The 24243-nt window shown below is 39.3% G+C and carries 27 protein-coding genes; 6 read left to right on the top strand and 21 right to left on the bottom strand.

Annotated elements, in window-relative coordinates; genetic code table 11:
• Positions 1-128 precede the first annotated feature (128 nt).
• Together ACFPZG_RS07915 and ACFPZG_RS07910 are read left to right on the top strand one after the other, a co-directional pair.
• Positions 129-1619 (top strand): peptide MFS transporter, encoded by a 1491-nt coding sequence (locus ACFPZG_RS07915; RefSeq protein ID WP_283731982.1) that lies wholly within the window; start codon positions 129-131, stop codon positions 1617-1619.
• A gap of 156 nt (positions 1620-1775) precedes the next feature.
• Positions 1776-2792 (top strand): DUF1646 family protein, encoded by a 1017-nt coding sequence (locus ACFPZG_RS07910; RefSeq protein WP_283731983.1) that lies wholly within the window; start codon positions 1776-1778, stop codon positions 2790-2792.
• Positions 2793-2847: 55 nt separating this feature from the next.
• Here the strand turns inward: ACFPZG_RS07910 and ACFPZG_RS07905 are convergent, their stop codons facing one another.
• Together ACFPZG_RS07905 and ACFPZG_RS07900 are read right to left on the bottom strand one after the other, a co-directional pair.
• Positions 2848-3822, bottom strand: coding sequence for a proline dehydrogenase family protein (locus ACFPZG_RS07905; RefSeq protein WP_283731984.1), 975 nt, complete (start codon positions 3820-3822; stop codon positions 2848-2850).
• A 142-nt stretch (positions 3823-3964) separates the two neighbouring features.
• Positions 3965-5398, bottom strand: a complete 1434-nt coding sequence (locus ACFPZG_RS07900; protein ID WP_317939961.1) for an amidase — start codon at positions 5396-5398, stop codon at positions 3965-3967.
• A gap of 470 nt (positions 5399-5868) precedes the next feature.
• Between ACFPZG_RS07900 and ilvA the strand changes: the two genes are divergently transcribed.
• Positions 5869-7140, top strand: a complete 1272-nt coding sequence (gene ilvA, locus ACFPZG_RS07895; protein ID WP_283731986.1) for a threonine ammonia-lyase IlvA — start codon at positions 5869-5871, stop codon at positions 7138-7140.
• A gap of 250 nt (positions 7141-7390) precedes the next feature.
• Here ilvA and dacB read toward each other — a convergent pair whose 3' ends face one another.
• The 5 genes from dacB to ACFPZG_RS07870 form a co-directional block, all read right to left on the bottom strand.
• Entirely contained in the window at positions 7391-8869 is a 1479-nt protein-coding gene (gene dacB, locus ACFPZG_RS07890) for a D-alanyl-D-alanine carboxypeptidase/D-alanyl-D-alanine endopeptidase (protein ID WP_317939960.1), read from the bottom strand.
• Between the two features lie 88 nt (positions 8870-8957).
• Complete coding sequence (locus ACFPZG_RS07885; protein ID WP_283731989.1) at positions 8958-9473, bottom strand: GNAT family N-acetyltransferase; 516 nt, start codon at positions 9471-9473, stop codon at positions 8958-8960.
• Between the two features lie 16 nt (positions 9474-9489).
• Entirely contained in the window at positions 9490-9681 is a 192-nt protein-coding gene (locus ACFPZG_RS07880) for a hypothetical protein (protein WP_283731990.1), read from the bottom strand.
• Between the two features lie 37 nt (positions 9682-9718).
• Positions 9719-10081, bottom strand: a complete 363-nt coding sequence (locus ACFPZG_RS07875; protein WP_317940236.1) for an SMI1/KNR4 family protein — start codon at positions 10079-10081, stop codon at positions 9719-9721.
• Positions 10082-10191: 110 nt separating this feature from the next.
• Entirely contained in the window at positions 10192-11613 is a 1422-nt protein-coding gene (locus ACFPZG_RS07870; protein ID WP_317939959.1) for an NAD-dependent succinate-semialdehyde dehydrogenase, read from the bottom strand.
• Between the two features lie 168 nt (positions 11614-11781).
• Here ACFPZG_RS07870 and selD point away from each other — a divergent pair, with 168 nt between their 5' ends.
• Both selD and mnmH read left to right on the top strand, forming a co-directional pair.
• Positions 11782-12831 (top strand): selenide, water dikinase SelD, encoded by a 1050-nt coding sequence (gene selD / locus ACFPZG_RS07865; protein WP_283731992.1) that lies wholly within the window; start codon positions 11782-11784, stop codon positions 12829-12831.
• 22 nt (positions 12832-12853) lie between these two features.
• A complete protein-coding gene (gene mnmH, locus ACFPZG_RS07860; protein ID WP_283731993.1) occupies positions 12854-13903 on the top strand; it encodes a tRNA 2-selenouridine(34) synthase MnmH in 1050 nt (349 codons plus the stop codon).
• A gap of 218 nt (positions 13904-14121) precedes the next feature.
• Here mnmH and ACFPZG_RS07855 read toward each other — a convergent pair whose 3' ends face one another.
• Positions 14122-15411, bottom strand: coding sequence for a purine/pyrimidine permease (locus ACFPZG_RS07855; RefSeq protein ID WP_317939958.1), 1290 nt, complete (start codon positions 15409-15411; stop codon positions 14122-14124).
• Between the two features lie 77 nt (positions 15412-15488).
• A complete protein-coding gene (locus tag ACFPZG_RS07850; protein WP_283731996.1) occupies positions 15489-16199 on the bottom strand; it encodes a DUF421 domain-containing protein in 711 nt (236 codons plus the stop codon).
• Between the two features lie 151 nt (positions 16200-16350).
• Here ACFPZG_RS07850 and ACFPZG_RS07845 point away from each other — a divergent pair, with 151 nt between their 5' ends.
• Entirely contained in the window at positions 16351-16833 is a 483-nt protein-coding gene (locus ACFPZG_RS07845) for a general stress protein (protein WP_283731997.1), read from the top strand.
• A 72-nt stretch (positions 16834-16905) separates the two neighbouring features.
• Here ACFPZG_RS07845 and ACFPZG_RS07840 read toward each other — a convergent pair whose 3' ends face one another.
• From ACFPZG_RS07840 to ACFPZG_RS07785, 12 genes are all read right to left on the bottom strand, one after another.
• Entirely contained in the window at positions 16906-17382 is a 477-nt protein-coding gene (locus tag ACFPZG_RS07840; protein ID WP_283731998.1) for a GyrI-like domain-containing protein, read from the bottom strand.
• A 503-nt stretch (positions 17383-17885) separates the two neighbouring features.
• Complete coding sequence (locus tag ACFPZG_RS07835; protein ID WP_283731999.1) at positions 17886-18512, bottom strand: Type 1 glutamine amidotransferase-like domain-containing protein; 627 nt, start codon at positions 18510-18512, stop codon at positions 17886-17888.
• Between the two features lie 83 nt (positions 18513-18595).
• Complete coding sequence (locus ACFPZG_RS07830) at positions 18596-18799, bottom strand: hypothetical protein (RefSeq protein WP_283732000.1); 204 nt, start codon at positions 18797-18799, stop codon at positions 18596-18598.
• Between the two features lie 20 nt (positions 18800-18819).
• Positions 18820-19158 (bottom strand): hypothetical protein, encoded by a 339-nt coding sequence (locus ACFPZG_RS07825; protein WP_283732001.1) that lies wholly within the window; start codon positions 19156-19158, stop codon positions 18820-18822.
• Positions 19159-19169: 11 nt separating this feature from the next.
• Entirely contained in the window at positions 19170-19784 is a 615-nt protein-coding gene (locus tag ACFPZG_RS07820) for a hypothetical protein (protein WP_283732002.1), read from the bottom strand.
• Positions 19781-20236 carry a hypothetical protein gene (locus ACFPZG_RS07815; protein ID WP_283732003.1) on the bottom strand — a complete coding sequence of 152 codons (456 nt, stop codon included), beginning with the start codon at positions 20234-20236 and terminating at the stop codon, positions 19781-19783. Before ACFPZG_RS07815 ends, ACFPZG_RS07820 begins: the two co-directional genes overlap by 4 nt.
• 447 nt (positions 20237-20683) lie before the next feature.
• Complete coding sequence (locus ACFPZG_RS07810; RefSeq protein ID WP_283732004.1) at positions 20684-21193, bottom strand: YfiT family bacillithiol transferase; 510 nt, start codon at positions 21191-21193, stop codon at positions 20684-20686.
• Between the two features lie 79 nt (positions 21194-21272).
• Positions 21273-21458, bottom strand: a complete 186-nt coding sequence (locus tag ACFPZG_RS07805; RefSeq protein WP_317939957.1) for a hypothetical protein — start codon at positions 21456-21458, stop codon at positions 21273-21275.
• Between the two features lie 29 nt (positions 21459-21487).
• Complete coding sequence (locus ACFPZG_RS07800) at positions 21488-22438, bottom strand: hypothetical protein (protein ID WP_317939956.1); 951 nt, start codon at positions 22436-22438, stop codon at positions 21488-21490.
• Positions 22439-22523: 85 nt separating this feature from the next.
• Complete coding sequence (locus ACFPZG_RS07795) at positions 22524-22955, bottom strand: hypothetical protein (RefSeq protein ID WP_283732007.1); 432 nt, start codon at positions 22953-22955, stop codon at positions 22524-22526.
• Between the two features lie 204 nt (positions 22956-23159).
• Positions 23160-23600: a DUF3221 domain-containing protein gene (locus ACFPZG_RS07790; protein ID WP_317939955.1), complete on the bottom strand. Its 441-nt coding sequence runs from the start codon at positions 23598-23600 to the stop codon at positions 23160-23162.
• 103 nt (positions 23601-23703) lie between these two features.
• A complete protein-coding gene (locus tag ACFPZG_RS07785; RefSeq protein ID WP_283732009.1) occupies positions 23704-24093 on the bottom strand; it encodes a hypothetical protein in 390 nt (129 codons plus the stop codon).
• Between the last annotated feature and the right edge of the window lie 150 nt (positions 24094-24243).

The raw sequence follows: 24243 nt of genomic DNA, 5'->3' as shown, positions 1-24243 counted from the left end.
CCGACATTTATATATCTGAAAACACACCATTATCATGCTTAAAACACATTTTAAGATAACGATTTTTATTTTGACAATACAATTAAATTGTTTATATAATAATTAAACGTAAAGGAGGTAAATCCCAAATGGCTCAACTATCCAAAGAACAAATTGTCGAAAGCGTACCTCAAAAAGGTTTTTTCGGACATCCAAAAGGATTGTTCACTCTGTTTTTCACTGAATTTTGGGAACGTTTTTCATACTACGGAATGAGGGCAATTCTTGTCTTCTATATGTACTACGAAGTTTCTAAAGGCGGTTTAGGCCTAAGCGAACCAACCGCATTGGCAATCATGTCGATTTACGGCTCGCTCGTTTATATGTCCGGAATTATCGGAGGATGGCTGGCAGACCGCATATTTGGCACATCGAAAGCCGTATTTTACGGCGGTATTTTCATAATGCTTGGACATATCGTCTTAGCGTTTCCCGGCAATCTAACAATGTTTTTCACTTCTATGGTATTGATCGTCTTAGGGACAGGTCTTTTAAAGCCAAACATTTCAAGTATTGTTGGTGACATTTATGCAACTCACGATAATCGTCGCGATTCCGGTTTCAGCGTCTTCTACATGGGTATCAATATGGGTGGTTTTTTAGCGCCTTTAACTGTTGGGACAATTGGATTGGACTATAACTTCCACCTTGGATTCAGTCTTGCGGCTATCGGTATGTTCGTTGGACTTATTACGTTCCTTATTACAAAAAAGAATCTTGGTTTAGCTGGCACGCAAATTGCAAATCCACTTAGCCCTACTGAGCGAAAGCGTTTTGTCAAAAATCTTGTTATAGGAGTAGTTGTTTTAGTTGCTTTACTGTTCATTACCATTCCTAATGGGTGGTTAACATTTAACTCATTCATTGCTCTCGTTGGTATTTTGGGCTTTGTGATACCTTTCTCTTACTTCTTTTTAATGTACAGAAGTCCAAAAACAACGGCAGATGAGAAATCGAGAATTATTGCTTATATTCCGTTATTCCTTGCCGCTGTCATGTTTTGGGCAATTGCGGAACAAGGATCTACTATCCTTGCCCTTTATGCAGACAAACGAACTAATTTAGATGCATTCGGGTTTCATATATCACCTGCGTGGTTTCAATCGTTAAATCCGTTATTCATCATTACTATGGCACCGGTATTTGCTTGGCTCTGGATAAAATTAGGTAAACGGCAACCTTCGATCCCACAAAAGTTTTCATTAGGGATTTTGTTCGCCGGGCTTTCTTTCATCGTCATTCTTTTACCAGCTTATTTTGGTGGAACCGACAAATTAGTGAACCCATTGTGGCTCGCCTTAAGCATTTTCATTCTTGTTATAGGTGAATTATGTCTCTCTCCTGTTGGATTATCTGCAACTACTAAATTGGCGCCCGCAGCTTTCTCTGCACAAACAATGAGCCTCTGGTTCTTATCTAATGCCGCCGCTCAAGCATTAAACGCTCAGCTCGTGAAGCTCTATTCTGATAAAACCGAAATGTTATACTTCGGTATCATTGGTGGCGTTGCAATCGTATTAAGCATAATCCTTTTTGCAGCGTCTCCTGTCATTCAAAGATTCATGAAAGGTGTGCATTAGGCAGGCTGTCGCATGAAGAAAAGCATGACCCATTCGCGGTTATGCTTTTTTCCTTTGGTAAAAAATCCGGGTTTTTTAAGGAAAAGTATTTCTACAGAGGATCTTGAGTGTTATGATAGGCGTATTAATTAAATTTATAGAAAAGAGGGAAAATACTTGATTGTAGGTTTATCGATTATTTTGATATTGGTTTTATTTTTGCCTTTCACAGTTCCATTTGTTGAACGCAATTTGGAAGCATTCCTATTCATAATGGGTATCGCTGCAGTCATAGTGAGCGGTGTCTTGGACAAGGCTTTACTACTTAAAGCTCTTGAAGATCCAATACATATTACCCTTGCAGTCATTATTGCAGGGTTGTTATTCAAATGGCTTCAAAGACCCTTTGAAAAAGGGATTAGGGGAATTAGCCGAACAATCCCTTATAGGCTATTTCTCGCCCTCGTCGTAATTGTACTTGGAATCGTTTCCAGTCTAATTACAGCAATCATCGCTGCAATTGTTTTAGTGGCGATTGTAGGTGTCTTGCAACTCGACCGTAAATCCGAAGTACGACTTGTTATCCTTGCATGTTATTCAATTGGAATGGGGGCTGTTTTGACACCGGTCGGTGAACCTCTTTCCACGATTGCTACAAGTAAATTGAATGAGGATTTCTTTTATTTATTACGATTAATAGGTCCAGATGTAATTCCCGGGGTTATAGCTTTCGGAATTCTCGCGGCCTTCATGATTAAACCTTCCAAAAAAGGTATCGGATTGAAGGCAAAACAAGGACAAGAATCATTCATTGAGATTCTGATTCGTGGATTTAAGATTTATCTGTTTGTCATGGCTTTGACTTTGTTAGGTGCAGGTTTTGAACCATTCATCGAAAGGTTCTTGTTAGGCCTTAGTCCATACGTCCTTTACTGGATTAATATGATTTCAGCTGTGCTTGACAATGCAACGCTTGCCGCCGCGGAAATCAGCCAAGAGATGGATGAACCAACAATTAAAGCGATTCTTTTAGGACTTCTGATTAGTGGAGGTATGCTCATCCCTGGTAATATACCGAATATCATCGCTGCGGGAAAGTTAAACATTAAAAGTGGCGAGTGGGCCAAATTCGGTGTACCGGTCGGTCTTATCGCTATGGTTATTTACTTCGTTGTAATTGTTATTTTTGGTTAAATTAAAAAGCGGGCTGTCACGATTTTTTGTGACAACCCGCTTTTTTACGTTAATTTTATTTTCTCTTTTTAGTTAAACGTCCTAACAAGAAAGCACCTGCCGCGAGACCAATCATCGTATTTGTTTCTTTAGTGAATACTTGTTTAACAACAAGGTTCATATTTTGAGGTCTTTCAGCAAGTCGACGCATGAAATAGCCATACCAATCTTGTCCAAACGGCACATATGTACAGAAGTTATAGCCTTCTTTCGCCAATTCCAATTGCATTTCCTTTCTAAAACCGTAAAGCATTTGGAATTCGAATTTGTCATTTGGAATATTATTATCTTTAACAAATTGTTTTACATGATTGATGACATTATGATCATGGGTTGCAATTGAAGTGAATTTACCGTTCAGTAAATGCCATTCGATCAGTTTAATGTAGTTCGTATCAATATCTTGTTTGTCTTGGTATGCATTCTCTGGAGACTCTTTGTAAGCCCCTTTAACAATTCTTAGACGATAATTTTTATGTTTATGCAAATCATCTTCCGCACGGAAAAAGTATGCTTGAATGACAGTTCCGATGTTATCATACGTAACGGATAGCTCGTCCAGTAAGTTAAACGATGGTTGCAGACGTGCATAATCTTCCATATCGAAGTTAACGAAGATTCCATAATTTTTCGCCACTGAAACAATCGCCTCAATGTTCTCTTTACAAAAATCATAATCGATGTCCATGCCTAATTGAGATGGCTTTAATGAAATATGAGCATCTACGCCGTTTTCATGGATAGCTTCAATGACAGCTATGATTTGGTTTTTCGCAGCTGTCGCTTCCCCTCTTTCATAGACAAACTCGCCTAAATTATCGACAGTACAAGAAATACCATGTTTGTTCAATTCTTTGATGCTTTCAATCGTCTCGGCAATATTCGTTCCTGCCACTACATTTTGAGCACCTAATTTTAAGCCGTATTTTTTCGCTGCACTATTCAAAAACTGGTTTTGAGAAAGTCCCATAAAGAAGTCTTTTAAAATCATATCCATTACTCCTCTAGAATAATTATTTTTTCCAATCTGAATTATAACATAGCATTCTTTCTTCAACACTAATTAAGTATAGTGAAAGGTACAATTATTCACAACAAAAAACGTGTCCAAATAACCTTGGACACGTTTTTCATCAGTCAACCCTTTTATACCCGCCAAATTCCTTTTCAATAAAGGATCCGAGTTTAAATATCGCATCTTCATTACCATTCTTTCCAATGATTTGAATGGCAATAGGCATCCCGTCGTTGTCAGAGCCTACCGGAACTGTTAAAGCGGGAAGTCCCCAAGTATTTGCATAGGCAACGAAAGGCATGTATTTCAAAAACGTTTTTCTAATTGAAAATATCTCTTTATAGACAGTTCCGTGCAGCGGAGCAGCCGTATGATAGACTGGCATAATTACCAATCGACCTTCCAAGTATTCTTCTAAAATTGCATCACCAGTTTTTATAAGATGATGAATTTCATTAATTCGCTTGGCGGATGGCTTGAAAAGCGATGCCCCTATTAAAGCCCATGATAAATAGCGGTGAATAGTCGAATTTTTAGTCGTTTTTTCTTTCAGATAAGCAGTGTAAGGATTTCCAGATTTTTGATCAAATGCAATCTTCCTTGTGGATTCACCGCCATCGATCGACATGATTTCCTGCCAAAGAAGTGCTGACTCATCAAGGAGTGGAAGCGGTTCGGTGTCAATTCTAAAATTCGTATTTTTCAGCTTCAAATAGATTGTGTTTAACAGCATTATTGTTTCACTTGAAATAGGTTGCGACATCGTCCTGAATACATTAACCGAAAAATCTTTTAGATTTCGATCTTCCGGCTTCCTGTCGGCAATAATGCCATATACCAATTTTGCATCCCGAACAGATTTGGCCATCGGTCCAATTCCTAACATTCGTTGCTGCAATTCGTTTTCTACATATGGAAAACTACCGACTTGGGACACTTGCCCTTTTCCTGACTTAAAACCTATCACACCATTAAAATGACTTGGAAAACGGATTGAACCACCAATGTCCGACCCAAGGCCAACCGCGGCTGCGCCAAGTGCAATAGCGGCCCCTTCCCCGCCACTCGAGCCACCCGCTGTACGTTTAATATCCCATGGGTTATTCGTTCTTCCATATAATTTATTGTCCGTCTCTTGGCAAAAACATAATTCAGGTGTATTGGTTTTGCCAAGTATGATCGCACCTTCTGCCCTTAACTTGGAAACAACATCTGCATCCTGATTTTGCACCTGTCCTTTCCTACTTTTCAAGCCACCAGTTGTTTGCATTCCTTCCACATCAAAACATTCTTTCATAGTAATTGGAACGCCGTATAAAGCTCCCTTTACCTGCCCACCTGACAAGTTTTCATCCGCCATTTTCGCCTCATTTAACGCAGCAGCAAAACGATCTTCCGTCAGAAAATTGACGGTCGGATTTTTCTCTTTCATCCGTTCAATAAAAATTTCAGTTATAGATACAGCAGAAACTTCTTTTCTCTGAATCATTTCACCTATTTGAACCGCATCGGCATCTAGGATGCCAACCTTTTCAACAACCGCCTCCATCATCCCCCAGCTCCCCATTCCAAATTGTCATTCTATTCATTATAGTTAATATAGGCAATATTAACAACAGAGGCTCCCTCCCTTTTCAGGTAAGAAGCCTCTGTTTGTTAGACTAAATTCATAAAGATGACGATAAGAATAATAACGAATGCCCCACCTAATGCTGCCCATTGCATACGATCTGGTTTTTCTGGCCTACTATCCCATTTTTGCATGACTCCAACTCCCTTCGGTAGATCCTACTCCATACTATAAATTCCCTACTCTTTTAAGTCCTAAACGGATGCGCCAATTTTCATTAATCGTCAATGGTTTTTAGTCATTTGATTTTCTTATAAAGAAAACGCTTACATATTTAACTGAATAAAAATTGTTTTGGGATTCGTTAAAATTAACTATCAATTACGGACTACTCTATGTTATTCTCATAATTATAACTAAATCTACATAATGAAAATGGGAGGAAAAAGTTTATGACCAAGACCGCTATTAGCGACTCTAAAACTGTACAAGTGGAGGATATCTTGATTGCTAACCAATTCCTCAAAGATGTCGTTGTACATACACCTTTACAAAAGAACAAACGACTTTCAGAGAAATATGGTTGCCATGTCTATATAAAACGTGAAGATTTACAACATGTCCGTTCATTCAAATTACGAGGGGCATTTTATAAAATCAAACGTATTGAAAGTCAAGCCAGAGAAAAAGGGATCGTTTGCGCAAGTGCAGGCAACCATGCACAAGGCGTAGCATATGCATGTGCCCAATTAGGCATCAGCGGAAAAATCTTCATGCCGCAGACAACACCAAAACAAAAGGTCAATCAAGTGGCGATGTTCGGAAAAGACTTTGTCGAGATTATTCTTGTCGGAGATACCTTTGACGATTCATCAAAGCACGCGAAAATTTGTGCAGAAGATGAAAGCCGAATCTTCATCCATCCATTCGATGATTTAGATATCATCGCTGGTCAAGGAACAGTCGCTCTTGAAGTGATGAATGACATCGAGGAACCAATCGATTTCGTTTTTGCAAGTATCGGTGGAGGCGGTTTGATGTCAGGTATCAGTACATATATTAAGAACCTTTCCCCTGCAACAAAAATGATTGGAGTAGAGCCCGAGGGAGCCGCCAGTATGAAAACCTCCATTGAAAACGACGAAATTACAACTCTCAACCATATTGATAAATTTGTAGATGGAGCAGCTGTACAATGTGTCGGCACTCATAACTTTGAAATTTGCAGGAAATACGTTGATGAGATTGTAGCTATACCTGAAGGCAAAGTATGCACCTCCATTTTAACTCTTTATAACGAACACGCAATTATCGCTGAACCGGCTGGCGCACTTCCAATTGCAGCACTCGATTACTTTAAAGATCAAATAAAAGGAAAGTCAGTAGTTTGTGTGATCAGTGGCGGGAATAATGATATTGGCCGTATGCAGGAAATTAAAGAGAAATCTCTTTTGCATGAAGGCCTACTCCATTATTTCATCATCAATTTCCCACAACGGGCAGGTGCTTTAAGACAGTTTCTCGATACCGTATTAGGACCGGATGATGATATCACTACCTTTGAATATACAAAGAAGCATAACAAAGAAAACGGACCGGGACTCGTCGGAATTGAATTAAAAAGAAAAGAAGATCACGCCGGCCTCTTGCAACGCATGAAACAAAGTGGCTTCCCCTTCACAGAAGTAAATAAGGACAGTACTTTGTTTGAACTGTTGATATAAAATTGTAAAGGTACCTGTGCATGGTACATTTATGATTGTAAAGGTACCTGTGCACGACACATTTATGACAATTCGCAGTTATGCTTAAATATAAAAAATTCGTATGAATTATTGTAATTAGTCAACCTTTTCATGTATATTCGATGAATATTCTCGATTGTGTGCTGCACAGGCACCTTAACAATTCGCCGGGCAAACATGAAAACACCCTATCCATTCGGACAGGGTGCGTTTTCATTTCTTTTTCGATTTATGAATTTGCAAGAATCATTGCGATTCTATCAATTGTAGGGATTGTACTTTTCGTTTGTCCTTGAGTTAGAACGGTGAAAATGAGCGTCTCCCCTTTTTTCGTTTCTACATAACCGGCCAGTGAACTCACACTGTTTAAGTTTCCTGTTTTCGCAACGACTTTTCCTTTAACGGGGGCAGTAGTTAATCTGTTTCTCAACGTCCCACCGACAAATCTGTCATTTACCCCTGCAATTGGAAGTCCTTGTACAAAACTGCCGTACCATGGTGCACGCCGAACTTGGTAAAGCAATTCCGTCAATTGTTCGGACGTCACTTTGTTATTATGGGAGAATCCCGAAGCATCTTCAAAGACCCACTCAGAAGGATTTAGACCGATGGATTCCGCGTATTCGCGCATAACTCGTAATCCTGAATTCCAACTGCCTGTCCCATAAACTTTCCGCCCCATTGTTTTCGCTAAAATTTCCGCATGCGTATTATTGCTTAACTTCATAAATGGTTTCATTAAGTTTTTCAATGGCATCGATTGTTTAGATGTGATAATTGAAACATTTGCCGGAACTTGTCTGCTGACTGTTTTCGAAGTGGCCGCAAATTTAATCCCTTTGGATGCCAATGATTGTTTAAAGACATCAAGCGTATAGGCCGTGGGATTTGATACGGTAACCCATTGTTTACTCCCAGCACTACCCACCGGCACATTGCCTGAAATAAGAATTGTGTTCGTTCCGGGTTGTCGTTTAATAGACAACGTATTTTTATATCCTTTTGGGACAGTTTTTGATTTATTGACGACAGTGACAATTTTCGTAGCTGGGCTCAACGTAACGTTCGCCTTATAGCCATTTTTAGCCGGTTTTGCATCCACGATTACCGTTCCGGCATCATAATCGGTATTCGGCGAGAGCGTCAAACCAGATATTTGTGCAGCGTAATAATGCGTTTCGTCCTCTTTATCAATACCTGGTGATAGTCTAATAGAATCGAACCAAGTATCATCACCGACTAAATCGCCAGTTATTTGCTTTATCCCCATTTTCGATAGGGTCGCAGCAAACTGATCCAAATCAGTCTTCAAAAGCGTCGGATCGCCTTGCCCACGTAGATAAAGATTTCCTTTTAAGACCCCTTTTGAAATAGTGCCATCCGTAAGTAAATCCGTACGGAATCGATATTCCTCACTTAGTGTTTCCAATGCAGCGGCAGAGGTTAATAGTTTTAGTGTAGAGGCTGGTGTTACTTTCTTTCCGGCGTTCGACTGATAAATAATCTCCCCTGTTGAAGCCTTTCGGACAGTGACGCTACTATTGGCGGATTTCATAATGGAATCGTTCATAATCGCATTTAAGCTTTTTTCCATTGACTGGTAGTGACTTGAAGCTTGTACTACAGAATCTTTTAGGGTGACCGTGAACACAGCAGCAAACGACATCACTATGGCGACAATGACCATAGCGGCTTTTCTGAAAATCAAACTGTTTCCCCCTTCATCTAAGTTGTCGTTTTCAGTCTACCATTTTATGTTTAAGAGAGAAATAGTTTTAAAGATAGTATCTGCAGATTTAATTGAATATGAATTTATATTGAATCAACTTGCTATCCGTACCTAAATATTCCTCTGTTCCAATTCTGCTTGCTTCTTGGAATCCTATGCTCTCAAGCATTTTCCTTGAGCGAAGATTCGTTTCATGGGTTTCCGCATTGAAAATCGTAATTCCAAAATGCTTAAAGGCATAATTCATCAGAAGTTTACAGGAATCAGATCCTATACCTTTCCCCCAAAGAGTACTGTCTCCAATTGCAATGCCTATTTCAGCAGAATTCCCATTTATGCAAGCCAAATCCGCATATCCAATTAACTTGCTTTCCAATTCAATACCGATTCGAAAAAAACCTTCTGAGTCATTGTTTACGCAACGCCCCCACCAGTTAAACAATTCTTGCTCATCCCTATTCAAATCCCATCCATTCGCTATGCAAAATACATTGTCCTTACTCCATTTTGCAACACAACTGAAATCTTCCATCGTTATAGGCCTAAGTTTAATATCGTGTCTAAACTTTATTTTTATATCCAAATTCCCACCCTTTTCTTTAGGAAGTCGCAATAACCAATACTGAGATCGTCCATACAATCAACATAAATGCTGTTGTCATCCAAAAAGTATTAGTAGTAGTTTGTTGTTCATTCTTTACTTTTTTTATTATTTCTACAAGATTGACACAAAAAATGATGGCCAATATGGGCATAAAATAAAAACCAATAACTGCAAAGATCATATCCATAGCTTATTTACCTCCAGATTAAACTTATTACTCACTATCACCCTACCACTGTCAGCATATTGATGAATTCGGTAAAAGTGTCCGCAATCACATGGAGATTATTCCCACTTCCTTCATCCGACTCTACATAGACAACATTTGGAACCTCTCGATTTTTATAATTAAAACCGACCCAAGCATGTCCGCTACCGGAGAATAGGACAAGCCCCTCGGGCAGGCCACATTCCAGTATGAAATAATCACTTAACAACAAACCTTCTTCGTTTGCTCCCATGATTTCTTCTACCATAATGAATCCATCTCCGCTTTCAATAGGAAAATCCACAGGAAATGCTCGATGCGTTTCTTTTACAGTTCCACCATTTACTTTTTTCAACAGTTGTACGAAATCAGTCGGCAGTTTTCTTCAGAGCGTTTGTTCGACACGTGTTATTTCTTCGCTTGTTGCAGGTTTATTCAGAGTTTCTTTTAAGAAGATATGCTCCATAGTAATTCTCCTTTACCTAAGAGTCACAAACCAACAGAAATATATTTCACTTCAATGTACTCATCCAGCCCATAATGTCCGCCTTCCCTGCCTAACCCACTTTGCTTGAATCCGCCAAATGGTGCTTGAGGAGTGGATGGTAAACCATCATTCAGACCGACGATACCATATTCCAACTTCTCACTCATCCTGATCCCTCTTGATAAATTCTCAGTGAATACATATGCCGCCAATCCATAGATTGAATCGTTCGCCCGGGCAATAACCTCCTCTTCAGAAGAGAATGTTGTTATAGGTGTTACGGGGCCGAATGTCTCTTCCTTCATACAAATCATCTCATCGTTTACTCCTGTCAAAATCGTCGGTTCATAAAAAAGTCCATTTTGACGTTTCCCACCAGCTACGACCTTTGCACCTTTCTTAACCGCATCGTCGACATGTCGTTGTACTTTTTGAATAGCATTTTCATCGATAAGAGGGCCTATCGTAACCCCTTCTTCCTTGCCATTTCCTACCTTCAATTGCTTAACTCGTTCGGCCAACCTTTCGGAAAACTCATCCACTATCGTCTCATGAACGTAAATTCGATTCGCGCAAACACAAGTCTGCCCGGCATTTCTGAATTTCGCCGCGACTACACCTTCCACTGCCTTATCGAGATCACAATCATCCATGACAATTGCAGGCGCATGCCCCCCAAGTTCAAGCGAAATCTTCTTGACCGTATCGGCCGCTCCACGCATCAGCAGCTTTCCAACTTCCGTCGATCCTGTAAATGTCAGTTTCCTAACACGTTGATCCTGAAGCCAAGTCTCCCCTATTGCCTTTGCGTCACCCGTCACAACATTAATGACACCATCCGGAATCCCTGCTTCCATTGCAAGTTGAGCCAATTTAATCGCAGTCAACGGCGTTTGTTCGGCCGGTTTGATAACGACAGTACATCCCGCAGCGAGTGCAGGGCCGACTTTTCGCGTAATCATTGCCGCAGGGAAATTCCAAGGGGTGATTACTGCTGTTACTCCTACAGGTTGTTTATGGATGAAAATCCGCTTGCCTGCACCGCTTGCGGGAATCGTTTCACCGTAAATCCGCTTTGCTTCTTCCGCATACCAGGAGATGAAACCATTTGCATAATTCATTTCCCCTCGGGCTTCTGCCAAAGGCTTACCTTGTTCTTCGGTCATTGTTTGAGCAAGATCTTCTAAATTTTCATTGATTAATACATGCCATTTGACTAAATAGCTGCTTCTTTCATACGCAGAAAGCATGGACCATTTTTGAAATGCATCAGTAGCAGCATCCACTGCCAATCTCGCCTCTTCTGCCCCACCATCTGGAACAGTTGCAATTGTTTTTCCTGTCGCTGGATTAACGACTTCAATTGAAGGACGGTCTCCCCCGGTTTCTTTTCCGTTGATCAACATTGAAAAAGAAGTACTCATCTCCATACCTCCCAAATTGTATTTTCTTAACCAATGTACCACTCTTTTTTCTATTTTTCTTGATTTAAGAGTTAAACATTCTTTCTTTTCAAAACTTGATAATACATTAGCAAGCAATTAGTGTGCTACACTATTTTTAACTTAAAAATTTGAAAGGTGGTTCACCGGATGACTACATCAAACTCTGTAAAATTGACATCCCTAACAACAAAAGGAGGCTGCGGCTGTAAAATAGGACCGGCTGATTTATCACAAGTCCTGCAATCACTTCCACAAGCTCCATTTGACCCAAATCTTTTAGTCGGCCTTGATACGAGTGATGATGCGGGAGTTTACAAATTAACGGACGATCTCGCAATCGTGCAGACACTCGACTTTTTCACCCCGATTGTGGACGATCCATATGATTTTGGGCAAATTGCAGCAACAAATGCAATTAGCGATGTATATGCAATGGGCGGAAAGCCGATAACTGCTCTTAATATCGTCGCGTTCCCGATAGCAAAATTGGACAAAAGCATTCTTGCCGATATTTTACGTGGGGCTGGAGACAAGTTGAAAGAGGCGGGTGTCACACTTGTCGGCGGACATTCCATTGACGATCAGGAGCCAAAGTTCGGCCTATCAGTGACAGGAACTGTTCATCCCGATAAGGTACGTACGAATGCAGGTGCAAAGCCTAACGACAAACTTGTTTTGACGAAGCCGATCGGGGTTGGGATTTACACAACTTCATTGAAAAATGGCGCACTGACAACTGATGAAATAGAACAAGTGACTTCAATTATGACCACATTGAATAAGACAGCATCCGAAGTGATGTCTGACTTTGACGTCCATGCGGCTACAGATGTAACTGGATTCGGTTTGCTTGGGCATGCAACTGAGATGGCCAAAGCAAGCAATGCAGGAATTCGAATCTTTGCCGAACAAGTGCCTATCCTCCCGCGCACGAAGGAACTTGCGGAAGCAGGTAGAATTCCTGGCGGGACAAAAAGCAACTATGCACATGTTGCTGATGCAGTCACTTACGCCGATCATCTTGATCAATTGGACCGTTACATCTTATGTGACGCGGTAACTTCAGGCGGTCTGCTTATATCTGTTTCTTCCGACCATGCAACTGAACTTGTCGATACAATGAAAGCAAATGGCGTCAACGCTGCCATCATCGGTGAAGTGACTGGTGAACATAAAGGCAAAATAAACGTAGTATGACTTAAATTAGTAGGTGAAAAAGATGTTTCGAGATATTAGCATACAAGACCTGTTATTCATAAAAGAACGAGAACCTCATACATTGATCGACGTCAGGTCGCCCTCTGAATATAAGGAAGCGACAATCCCAGGGAGCATTAACATCCCTTTCTTTTCCGATGAAGAGCGAGCTGAGATTGGGACACTTTATAAACGAGTCGGCAAAGACGCAGCCAATGAACGTGGGCTTGAAATTTTCTCGGCGAAGCTACCAGATTTCATCAGACAATTCAAAACGATTGAAACACCGATGACCGTCTTTTGCTGGCGTGGCGGCATGCGAAGCAAGACAGCCGCAACTGTACTTGACCTAATGGGCATAAACGCAAACCGTCTTAGTGGCGGAATTCGCACATATCGCCAATGGGTCGTGAAGGAATTGGAAAAAGAAGATTTTCCACCAAAACTGATCGTATTGAACGGATATACGGGTACCGGCAAAACCTTACTACTACAAAGACTTGCGGATGAAGGTCATCCGGTGATCGATTTAGAACAATTTGCTGGACATCGAGGATCCATTTTCGGCCAAATTGGACTTGAACCGAATAACCAAAAGAAGTTCGACTCATTGTTAGTCCAGCAAATTCAAAAAGTTAAGCAAAAGCCATATGTTTTTATCGAAGGTGAAAGCAAACGAATCGGCAAGGTGTTAGTCCCCTCTTACCTATTTGATAAAAAAGAAAATGGAATACATGTTTTCATCCATCTTCCTATTGAAGAACGTGTTCACAACATTTTATCCGACTATAATCCATGGGAATCTCAGGAGCAGTTCATCGAGGCATTCCGATTAATACAACGCCGAATCCATGTGCCAATTGCGAAAGAGATTGAAGAAAGCTTGAATGAGGGGCATTTTGAGTCAGCAGTAAAATTATTGCTTGAGCATTATTATGATCCCCGTTACGAATATTCAACGACAAAACGTCCGCATGAAAACAACTTTGTCATCCATGCAAGTTCAGTTGATGATGCTTATGATCAGTTAGTAAAGTTGAATTACACCAACGAGAAATTAATTACAAAATGAACAAGCAAGGGCTGTCCCAAATCGTCATTTAAAATGACTTTTCGGGGCAGCCCTTTTGTTTTGGATGTTATCGGTCACTTACTGAGAATTATCGGTCATTTCTCTGGAGTTATCGGTCACTCAGCGCGAGTTATCGGTCACTATTATGATCTTATCGGTCAATTTCACAAAGTTATCGTCGTTTCATTACTTTGGACCTACCCGAATCTTGAAGTATTTCAAGTTCGACGCCGTTCCCTCCACAGATAAAACTGTTCGATTAAAATCGCAATTACTGTTCCCGTTATAAGCCCATTCGACAAGACCGCAGAAATGGCATTTGGCAAATCGGACATGCTTTCTTGCGGGATGAACATGATACCAACACCGATCATCAATCCAACTGCCGCAACTTTGTAGCCACGTTCCTGATTCGGCTCTACTGATAACTCACGAAATGCCATTTCCACCATTTTCGTGAATATCGCAAATGTGACAGCATAAGCAACCGGGGCTGGCAATGCAGCAAATACCGACATGATTGCAGGAAAAATGGTAATGACGATTACGATGATACTTCCTACGATAAACGGTTTTATAGAAGCGATCCTTGTTGCACCGACAAACCCGGCTGCCCCGGAAATTGGAACCGGACCAATTGCGGAAAATAAACCTGCAAACAAATGGTTCAAGCCGGATGCAATCGACCCCTGTTTCATACGATCTGGCGGGGTAATCGAAAATGATTGCTTCAATAAACTTTCCATAACCCGAATGGATGCCATCATATTTGCGATGAGCAACAGTGTTATAAATCCCGCAGTAATAAACATTCCACTATCCCATACCGGCATTCCATAGACAAGAACTTGCGGAAATTGAATCCATCCGTCAAATTCAGAATGAACAAACCCCGCTTTTCCGATGACTAAAAAAAGGATCCAACCAATCCCGATTGACAAAAGGACAGAATATCTTTTCACCCATGGAACTTTATGATTCATTGTAAAGAATGTGACTAAGACTACCAAAAGGCTACCCAAGAACAATAACCCATCAATTCGGTCACTATGAGTTTCTACTCCAACCATTCCTTTTAAAAACGTTCCGCTCAATTGTAAGATGAGAAGCATAAGGTATGTAAATGTAACGGCAGGCGTGAAAAGTGTTTTCATTTTAGAGATTAATCCGGTGATGGCTAACAGAATAAATAGGATTCCGCTAACAATCATGCCACTTTGCAATGCTTGTAATGCATCCCCGCTTGATGGATACATGACGCCCACCATGCCAGCATACACAACGAAAATGCCCCACCAAAGTCCGGCCGGCCCTTCATTGATCGGCAGACGATGACCGACAAATGCTTGAATGAGACAAGCCAAACCAAGCACAAACATTGTTCGTTGAATGAACAGTGTAGTTTCCACTGTATCCATACCAAACACATGCGCTATGGCGATTGGTGCTGCAATCGAGGATGCAAGTAAAAAAACCGCCCACTGAATGCCCCCAATTATATGTTTCATGAAAACACCTCAAATTCCAATTCAGCTTTTAGATTTCAAGTATATCACGACAATTGCAGTAAACGAGCTGTTTTCAGTCAACTGGGTTTATGTTTGTTAGTATTTATAGTATCTGCATAGCTTCGTATGAAAAACCCATCAGCTTTCGACCATTCGCAGTATAGAATCTTTTCTATTTCATCAAATCCCTCATCTATTAGCCCCTCTCTTAACCATTGTTCTGATTTACCGATCGCATTCAAGACCTCCCGCTTCACTTCTCCCTCGTCGACTAATAGCACGCTCGGTGCCTCCTCCTCCTTCTCAAGCTCCAAGTCACCTGCCGTAACAGATTTGTACTTTGCAAAGGAATTGATGGAAATTTGTCCGCCTGGTTCAATATACATATCACGAACCTCTCTTAGTGAAAAAACACCTTGTTGACGGAGCATTGTTCGTACCTGTTCCATCTCCAATTGATTTCTCTTAAAGGCTTTGATATTGACCTTTCCGTCATCTATTAATTGATCGGGTTCCCCCTTCAGGAGTATTCGTAAAGGATTGCATCGGGCCACTAATTTTTCTATAAAGTAAATAGACGCAGCCCATACAGCAAGTGAAAAGAGGAACATCCATATGGAAACTTCACTATCATAGATGCTTTCTTCAAGGATGCCGCCAAATATGATCAAATAGATGATGTCGTACGGAGTCATCTCAGCCAAATGTTTTTTCCCTAATAGCCTAATGACCACCATTAAGGCAATAAGTCCGACAATGAGTTTTGATCCTATAATTAAATAATCCATAACAAACACCTCCAAATTCTATCGATAAAAATACCCGTTAATCACTAACTTCAACCAATCGATTTTTTATGAATGTTTGAGAATGAATGGTTGGGGTAATTTAAGAGTAGTAATCGATAGAACAATAACTTTACTCAGGAGGCGTTTGAATTTGGTACAACGACATGTAGTAGGTTACTATGATACTGAAGCTGAAGCCGTGGCGGCAATCGAAGAATTGAAGAGACAAGGGTATCGTTCACATGACATTTCAATAATAAGTAAAGATAGGGACCACGTAGAAAACATTGAAGATCAGACCGGAACACATGCTGCTGACGGTGCTGCTACAGGGGCGGCCACTGGAGGAGTACTTGGAGGTCTTGGCGGCGTACTCGCAGGTCTTGGTGCACTCGCCATACCGGGAGTTGGACCAATTATAGCAGCAGGCCCAATTGTTGCAGGCATAACAGGTGCTGCGGCAGGTGCTGGGGTCGGAGGTCTTGCGGGAGCATTGATTGGTGCGGGTATTCCGGAAGATGAAGCAAATCGATATAATGATTACTTCAATGAAGGGAAGATTCTTGTTTTAATTGACGGGGAGTATACGTACCGTGATGTTCGAATGGACTATCCGGATAATCCTCTAATTTAAATGCGAAAAGGCTGTCCCTTATCCGGGATAGCCTTTTTTTAGTATCAAGTGTCTTTTCTACAAAAACCTGAATTACTCAATAGTATCCAATAACTCTACATCTAGTTTTTCGGCATTTCCCCATTTATAAAACTTTTCTAAATGCCATTTATTTTTCAGCCTATTAAAGTTATTATCTTCAATCCATCTGTGCAACTCATTATACGATTGTACGATTTCAAAATTCGAACCTTTATGCCTGAAAGAAGCATATCGCTGTGAAGGTACTGTTAGAGTTACCATCCCAGCAGGAATATCCTCAAACACCTTTACTTCAACACAAACCCAGTAACCATCCATACATTCAGTTTCACTTTCCACAACAAACGCACCAATTTGTTCACTTGAGTTAACCACATGTTTAATTTCACTTAGACGCTCATTTAACCTAAGTGATGCTTTCGGTATTTCGGCTAAATAGTCATCACCGGAACACAAAACACGATAACCCACCAATTTTAATTCATCAAGTTCCCTAACTACCTTATCTGGACTGGGTATTAATGTCATGTCAATTCCCCCTTTTTACAAATTGCAGCATTAAAAAGTTAATCCACGTTATAACTGGAATAGAAAATATCAAAAAATATAGATCAGAATAACCAGTTCCAAAAATACGTGCTTCCTCATTCAATTGGTAAGATAACAACATAGCTATTGTTAAAATAAATCCGTTTACCAAAAAAGGCTGACAGCATACTTAATAAATTTCGATTCGTCTTTTTTCTTAAATGAATTGATACAATGGACGAAGTAAATAAAGTAAATAAAGAAAATAAAATCGTGATAAAAATCAGATTAACAACCTCCTTGGCACCCTCTAAATATCGCGCTCGTCATTTCTTTCATAAATTCTTTTAAGCGTTGTATTGATATTAATAAGAGCAATCAAAATAAAACCAAGCATAATGAAAGTAACAATTTCACCTGTAAAAAATGCCACAATACCTAAAATCAAAGCATATAAAACGTATACGTCCAGTTACGCATCTGAATACAATACCTCTCTCTATTCATTCGATGACAATTACTTCCCCATCCTTCAGCGCTTTAAAAAGTATTTTATTTTCAATCATATATTCGATAGATCTATCTATATCTTCGGATTCAGGATGGTCTGATTTATAATGAGGGGCAATTACATAATCAATTAGGTGTAATCCCTCCCAAATGGTTTGATGCTCTTCCCCATATGGTTTCTGATTCGGATTATCCGCCAAGTGAATGCCTTTTAATGTTGGCCCAAGGATACAAGCACCTGCACTATATCCTCCATATAAAATATCCTTCTTTTCAATGTAATACTTCTTTATAATTTCATCAAATCCGCTTAACTTCATGGCTTGCGCAAGAACAAAAGTGTTTCCACCTCTTACCCAGAGAACATCATACCGATCAAGTTTTTCTTTTAATCCTTCTTTGTTACCGAAATACTGTTTCAGGTCCAAGATATCAACAGTAAAACCCAATCTTTCAAGATCCAATATATCCAGTGAGTCGCTTTTATTTTTCCGTTCTAAATCGGTTGCAAAGTCCAAAGCATTATTGATATATGCAACTTTTCGGTTCCCATTTTTCGTCATTTCTTTCAGTTTTTCTTCCTCGTTCCCAATCTTATAGGACGATAAGTATAATTTCATATTCTTCACCTATCCTTATCCGAATACTTTATAACCCGACCAACCACATCATCGGTTCTGTTTTATACTCATTACTCACCTGTTTATAATTGTTTCTTTTTCTTTTTTCGATAAACAAAAAGAAAAACGACCAATATAAAAAGTATCAATATCGAAAGCAGTTCTGTGAGATTAATACTGTAACCAAAATCTCCTTTAAAAAACGTGCTTTTCAACGGTTCTGTTTTGCCTAACCCCAATTTTTCTGCTAGCTCTGCTTTTCTTTGTTCTAAAATTTCATCACTCATTTATTCATCCCCTAAAAAAATCACTTTTCCCCATACTTTCCATTATTAATTAATTTTCGGTACTTACCATCTTCCTCAACCGCAATCGCTTCATCCGTATGAACACCTTTTATTGAATAAAGCTTAGTACCTTTTTTATACTTGTTCGAATAGGTTCCAGAATATGTTCCTTCCTTATCTGAATACTTTGTAACCCGACCAATCTCATCATCAGTTTCAGTTATATACTCTTCGCTCACATCATACAAATAGCCGTTCCATACAACAAATCTTGAATTCCAGTCAGCACTTGAAGAACAGCCCGCAACTAAAATGAATGAAAAAATGCATATACTGAATACGAATGATTTAACCTTCACAAGTTCACTCCTCACAATGAAAAAGACCTGTACGTGACGTAACACATCAAAGTTATGAAGAAAGCCAATGTTTCAAGGTTTACTATAAATATATTAGGCTTCACTTTTGAGAACAGTTTTACTCGCTTCATCAAACTGGCGTCTATCGAAATAAATAAATAATAAAAAATAAATAAACCAAATAGGAGCATCAAACCCGCCATCAACAATTCTCCACTTTGCCAGAAGGAAATTCCTAAAAAAATGGCCCATATACTTTTAAACACACCAAGGAAACTCTCAAAAGGCTTCGTCAATGTTGCCATCATATATTCCGCATGTTTTTCGGGAATGGAATGTTCCTTGTCATGCTTTTCGATAAATGCAATATGACCAGTTTGAAGTACCATGGAGCTCACTAACAAAAACAAATAGGCAAAGCCAAATACGGTTCCTACTAATACTATATCGGATTCGATTAGATGGTTTAATGCCAATGGCAAAGGAAACCACATGGCGTACATAATTGCCATCAACAAATGGAGGAAAGCATACTCATTTTTCTTTGTCATCGACTTAAATGTTAAGATTATGATCAAAAACAATAAAACGCCTATCCAACCCAAAATCATTGTTGAGGTTATCATAACTCCCCATTATCCCCCTCGTGTCTTCTCACTTTTCGTTTCCACAATACAAAAAGCAATACTATTGCAAATAAAACTAAAAACGGGAAGATACCATTGAATACATTCATCCAATGAAAAGGCGCCTTATGGGCATAGACTGCTTTTACCCATTTACCCGCACTTTCTTCGACTGCAATAGCATCCCTCGGAGATATACCACTTATTTTAAAATACCCTGTCCCAATAGGATAATAATTGGATGCATTCCCATAATGGCTACCCGTCATATCATTGGGCTTTGTTTTGACCTCTCCTATTCGCTTGCCAATCAAACTATCAATTACTTTTTCATCCGTGACCTCATATACCTTTCCATTCCAAACGACAAACTCAATAGCCCAACTCAACGCGTGAGCAGACGAATTAACTAAAAGGGTGATTATCAATAAACACATTATTGTTTTTTTCATTTATTCCAACCCCTCTTTACATACCGACGCTATTAGTTTGAAGTTTTTAGTGCCTTTCCTACGCCAAACAAGACCGCGATGAACAGCAATATAGAGAGAATTATTGCCCAGATATTCACCTCTCCAAAGGCCCACGTGAGAACAACGTCAAAGGAAGGGACACCTAAAGCATACAGAAACGGAAGTGTTAATATTGATGTTAGAACACCTAACGTGAATATTAATACCACTGACCTTCTTCTATTGAACAAAATTAACATCCCCTTTTTTAATGCCGAATCTAATCTGATTGACAACTTTCTTTTGAACGTCCAAAAACCCTGATTATTCCATTTAATCTATTATACCATGAAGATATTAATACTTTTCAAAAAATTCATTCCAATAAAAAATACACCTCTGTAGAAAAGGTGTATTTGGATTTTTAGTCGGTAAAAGCGAATAAAATCATTTAGATAAAGCTATTTTTATATGCGCCAAGTGGTGCTCTTCGTGCCAAGCTAATTTCCTAAGTTTTGTAGCAACGGTAATTTTCCCGTTCTTCCCATGGGTGAAAGTCCGATCTAATTGATCTTCAGTTAGATGATTTCCTAAATATACGATACGCTCGTTTATACCTTCAAGCATTTTAATGGAGCTTTCAGCAGGAAGCTGCGTATCCGGTTGGATAGCCCACTTTTCCTCATCAAATCCTGGTACTGTTGGATTTTCATCTGTTAATGCAAGCTTTAGACGTTGATACATGTTTAGCTGTGAATCCGCTATATGATGTACAAGTTGCAGTACTGTCCAAGCACCATCGCGATATGTTTTATTTAAATCCTCGTCACCCAAATGGTCAACAGTTTCCCTTAACCGAGTCGTATAAGATTCGATATCCTTTAACCATTCTTGTACATTCTCTAAAGTTACATTTTCAGGAACTTGCAACTCCCCAATTGGAAATCTTACGTCCATTTTCACTACCCCTCTTCCACTTTAATATTTTTCATATATTTATTATAACAAATATTTCAATATATTTGTTCCTATCAATTCAATTTCCCGATTTATTTTTATTTTCTTTCAGCTCATTTACTTCCTTTTCCAATTCTACAATTCTTCTATGATTTGATTGAGTGGCTCCATACACAAACCCTATCAGCCCACCGATCACTGCACCCGGAATCCCAAGAAAGAGTAATCCCGGTAATGCTCCTATTAACATATACAATAGAGTCATTTTCCCACTCCTTCGTCCTATTATTTTCCCTATTTCGCTTCATACATATACAATTCATCACGGTCTAAAAACAGCAGCATATTTTCCCGGTTACTGACTAATTGTGCCTCAACAACCATTCCATTCGGTTTAATCAACTCGATTTTATGGATTTTCTTAAAGATTTCTCCTTCGCGCTGCAGCTCAATCATTGCCTGCTGCCCCCATCTATTCAAATATGCAACAATCTTCTCTCCGCTTACCGCAAACGAGTTGAAACTTATATCTTCGGGTGAATAATACACTGACTGCCCTTCTTTTCGCATTCCAATTTTCGATTCAATACTGAAGAAAAACCAAATCCCACCGTTAGAATCACCATTCAGCGCAAGACACTCAAAAATGTGATATTCCTTATCCTCCTCAAGGGAATCTAACTTACGACCCATAGAATCCCAGCCAACGAGCCCGCTCCTGCCGACCGGTTTCTCCCAGCCGTAATTGCCAAAAACCCCTTCATCAAAGTATCCGGTCCAAATCTCCTGATTCCTTGTCACATACACATGCTCAATCCCATCGCCTAAACAAAAAGATCGGATAAAACGTCCATTCAAATCATACACCCTTGCATTTTCTTCAATATTCTGCGCATCGTGATAATACGAACGAGCACAGACAAGCATGAAATGCTCGTCATCAATCGGCTGTATAAAATGATAATTCCACGTTTCTTCTGGCAATTGGATCACATTCTTCTTTCCGTCCTTCAAATGTACGACATGATAACTGTAGCTCTTCTCCGTAACCGTTGAGGGGAAACTACCATTAATTAAAGGAGGAATTTCTTCCGCCAGTAAGACGAATACATCATTATGATGTCCGATTGCGATTGAACGTGGAATCAACTGTTTCAACTCTTCGTGCAGATTTGCTATAGGGGTCACCGGTATATTAAGTATTGGTTTCATCATATTCAGCTGCCCTTCATGGATTGACGTCATACTTTTTTGAGCTCATTGTATAGATGTCCTTATTTAACTAAACCCGTTAGTGGAATAGCTAATACAAGTTCAATTTGCTGATGCTTCACTGGTCCGTTAATTCTTCTCCTGTAACGATTTTAAATAGCTCTGCTGACTTGTCTATGTCTAATTTGACATATTGATTTCCTCCAATGAGTACTACTTTATCTATGTTTGGAGTGATCCATAGTTCATATAATACCGCTTTGGCTTCAATGTTAGGATTTTTAAAACGAAATGCAAATCTGTAATCAGGTGGGGTTACCATTTCTGCTTTTGCATTTATCCAATTTGCATCTTTTAAGATTTCTTTCAATTTTTGAACCTGCTCATTATCAGTGACCTCTCTAAAGTCTTCATAGTTATTTTCATCGCCAATACGCTTTTCGACTACTATACTTAGTTCCGTGTTTTGTAAATCGTTTGAACAACCTACTAATAAAATTGAAAATATCCCGATTAAGCTAATGAGTAATTTTAACGTCTTAAAATTCATGCCTCCTTTTACGCTCAGAACTCTGAACGGTTAGATAGATCACAGACACATCCCCTTTTTAAATCCATATTTTCATAATTATTCTGCTTTAGTTGAAGAAGAAAGAGTACACTCCGTTGCACCTGCTCATCATTGTATTTCAAATATCCTGTTCCGATAGCTTAATGATTTCCAATATAAATTGATACTTGTTGATAGCCATATCTAATCATTACTGATAATTTCAATGTAATAAGCTGCAATTTTACCTGGAAGCGATTCTCTTAGGTTGTCACCATAAACACGTACTTCTTGGTTTATCTTCAGGTCATCAAATATGTTGTGATTCTCAGCAACATTGTGTTTTGACACGATGATACTATCCATTCCATAGTTCGAGGTAAAGTATCCTGTTAATCTCCCCCATACGCTTACTGGTTCTTTCGCTAACCATACAGTATCAATTCTTTTGGAAACCACATAACCCTCTATGGTTATATAATCATCTGGCATATCGATTACATCAACTGAAGATCTTTGATTGGATAAGAGTCCGTTGAAGAGGAATGATAATGCCAAAACAAGTAAACAGGTAACTAATAACCTTTTATATGATGGATACCGATACGTAACCAAGAAAACACCCCTTTCACCATTTTTATTCACGAGGATATCTTTTCTCCTGGTTATGAGTACCAATATTAAGAATCAACAGAAGGCGTTTCTCTATTTTACTAAAGCACCTCGTTAGTTGAAGAAGAAATCCTATCTAATTAAAAGTTTCTTCTTTCCATATTTCAAATATAACAGCTTTAAGAAACTTTCCCTCTTTGACTTCGATAGCTATTGCTTCCTTTTTATTAATATCGGTTATCTCATAATACTTTGTTCCTTCTTTATATTTATTTGAGAAGTTCCCACTAGTGTCAGAAATTTCTTGTTGAGAATAGAAAGTAACTTCGCCAATTTCAGCACCTATTTCCTCTTCATTAACTTCCTCTTCTGTAACAACATAAGATTCATTCCCCCATGTAACGAATTCAGTTACCCAGCTTGCACTCGAAACAGTTTGTATTTCATTCTCTGATTTTCCATCAACCAAAGAACAACCTGCTAATATAACAACTCCAAGAATTGTTACTATTAAAATCCTTTGCATAGGCACACCTCCGATATATTAGACATTCCTAGTCTGCTACGTTGGTTCAATAAGAAAAAAGGCTTTACTCCTTCCTGAAGTAAAGCACCCGTTAGTTAAATAAACGACAATTGCGCCCGTTTCGGAATATAGGAAAATTCATTAACCCTC

Origin of the sequence: Sporosarcina thermotolerans (assembly GCF_042658975.1) — a bacterium.
GTDB lineage: Bacteria > Bacillota > Bacilli > Bacillales_A > Planococcaceae > Sporosarcina > Sporosarcina thermotolerans.
Note: the sequence above shows the minus strand (reverse complement) of the source record. Positions and strands in the feature narration are given on the sequence as shown.

What these genes read in the sequence shown, in the direction of transcription:
- ACFPZG_RS07820 (WP_283732002.1), bottom strand. Translation starts at nt 19,784, where the DNA reads ATGATAACCTCAACAATGATTTTGGGTTGGATAGGCGTTTTATTGTTT.
- ACFPZG_RS07835 (WP_283731999.1), bottom strand. Translation starts at nt 18,512, where the DNA reads ATGAAATTATACTTATCGTCCTATAAGATTGGGAACGAGGAAGAAAAA.
- ACFPZG_RS07850 (WP_283731996.1), bottom strand. Translation starts at nt 16,199, where the DNA reads ATGGATTATTTAATTATAGGATCAAAACTCATTGTCGGACTTATTGCC.
- ACFPZG_RS07900 (WP_317939961.1), bottom strand. Translation starts at nt 5,398, where the DNA reads ATGATGGAGGCGGTTGTTGAAAAGGTTGGCATCCTAGATGCCGATGCG.
- ACFPZG_RS07800 (WP_317939956.1), bottom strand. Translation starts at nt 22,438, where the DNA reads ATGACGTCAATCCATGAAGGGCAGCTGAATATGATGAAACCAATACTT.
- ACFPZG_RS07905 (WP_283731984.1), bottom strand. Translation starts at nt 3,822, where the DNA reads ATGATTTTAAAAGACTTCTTTATGGGACTTTCTCAAAACCAGTTTTTG.
- ACFPZG_RS07915 (WP_283731982.1), top strand. Translation starts at nt 129, where the DNA reads ATGGCTCAACTATCCAAAGAACAAATTGTCGAAAGCGTACCTCAAAAA.
- ACFPZG_RS07805 (WP_317939957.1), bottom strand. Translation starts at nt 21,458, where the DNA reads ATGACTCTATTGTATATGTTAATAGGAGCATTACCGGGATTACTCTTT.
- ACFPZG_RS07785 (WP_283732009.1), bottom strand. Translation starts at nt 24,093, where the DNA reads ATGCAAAGGATTTTAATAGTAACAATTCTTGGAGTTGTTATATTAGCA.
- mnmH (WP_283731993.1), top strand. Translation starts at nt 12,854, where the DNA reads ATGTTTCGAGATATTAGCATACAAGACCTGTTATTCATAAAAGAACGA.
- ACFPZG_RS07830 (WP_283732000.1), bottom strand. Translation starts at nt 18,799, where the DNA reads ATGAGTGATGAAATTTTAGAACAAAGAAAAGCAGAGCTAGCAGAAAAA.
- ACFPZG_RS07840 (WP_283731998.1), bottom strand. Translation starts at nt 17,382, where the DNA reads ATGACATTAATACCCAGTCCAGATAAGGTAGTTAGGGAACTTGATGAA.
- ACFPZG_RS07870 (WP_317939959.1), bottom strand. Translation starts at nt 11,613, where the DNA reads ATGAGTACTTCTTTTTCAATGTTGATCAACGGAAAAGAAACCGGGGGA.
- ACFPZG_RS07815 (WP_283732003.1), bottom strand. Translation starts at nt 20,236, where the DNA reads ATGAAAAAAACAATAATGTGTTTATTGATAATCACCCTTTTAGTTAAT.
- selD (WP_283731992.1), top strand. Translation starts at nt 11,782, where the DNA reads ATGACTACATCAAACTCTGTAAAATTGACATCCCTAACAACAAAAGGA.
- ilvA (WP_283731986.1), top strand. Translation starts at nt 5,869, where the DNA reads ATGACCAAGACCGCTATTAGCGACTCTAAAACTGTACAAGTGGAGGAT.
- ACFPZG_RS07855 (WP_317939958.1), bottom strand. Translation starts at nt 15,411, where the DNA reads ATGAAACATATAATTGGGGGCATTCAGTGGGCGGTTTTTTTACTTGCA.
- ACFPZG_RS07795 (WP_283732007.1), bottom strand. Translation starts at nt 22,955, where the DNA reads ATGAATTTTAAGACGTTAAAATTACTCATTAGCTTAATCGGGATATTT.
- ACFPZG_RS07880 (WP_283731990.1), bottom strand. Translation starts at nt 9,681, where the DNA reads ATGGATATGATCTTTGCAGTTATTGGTTTTTATTTTATGCCCATATTG.
- ACFPZG_RS07810 (WP_283732004.1), bottom strand. Translation starts at nt 21,193, where the DNA reads ATGGACGTAAGATTTCCAATTGGGGAGTTGCAAGTTCCTGAAAATGTA.